At 66.0% G+C, this 699-nt stretch carries 1 protein-coding gene; it reads right to left on the bottom strand.

Translation table 11 applies throughout. The features are described from left to right. A partial coding sequence (locus FD47_RS14690) for an amino acid ABC transporter ATP-binding protein (protein ID WP_056980857.1) occupies positions 1–573 on the bottom strand: 573 nt, incomplete at its 3' end. Positions 574–699: the final 126 nt, after the last annotated feature.

Here is a 699-nt window from a genome sequence, read left to right as displayed (position 1 = left end):
CGAGGTCATGGTGTCCAGCACTTCCTTGACCATCTCCGGATCCAGCGCCGAGGTCGGCTCGTCGAACAGCATGATGCGCGGCTGCATGCAGAGCGAGCGGGCGATGGCCACGCGCTGCTGCTGCCCGCCTGACAACTGGCCGGGGTACTTGCCAGCCTGATCGGGAATGCGCACCCGCTCCAGGTAGCGCATGGCCAGCTCCACCGCCTGCGCGCGCGGCATGCGCCGCACCTGGGTCGGCGCCAGGATGCAGTTCTCCAGCACCGTCAGGTGCGGGAACAGGTTGAAGTGCTGGAACACCATGCCGGCGTCGGTGCGCACGCCGTCCACGGCGCGCAGGTCGTCGCTCAACTCGACGCCGTTGACCACGATGGAGCCCTGCTGGTGGCGTTCGAGCCGGTTGATGCAGCGGATCATGGTGGACTTGCCCGAGCCGGACGGCCCGCAGATCACCAGGCGCTCGCCCGCCCGGACCTGCAGGTTGATGTCCTGCAAAACATGGAAGTCGCCATACCACTTGTGCATGCCGGCGATGGCGATGGCGGGCGGCGTGGCGGCGGAAGGCGTGGTCATCGGAGTTCCCCTTTTTTGTAGCGGTGCTCCAGCCACATCGAATAGCGCGACAGGCCGAAGCAGATGCAGAAATAGATCGATGCGATGAAGAGATAGGTCTCGACGTAGGGCGTGGGCCAGGCCGGG

Origin of the sequence: Lentilactobacillus parafarraginis DSM 18390 = JCM 14109, assembly GCF_001435895.1 — a bacterium.
Taxonomy (GTDB): Bacteria; Bacillota; Bacilli; order Lactobacillales; family Lactobacillaceae; genus Lentilactobacillus; species Lentilactobacillus parafarraginis.
This window is presented reverse-complemented; position numbering and strand designations above follow the sequence as displayed.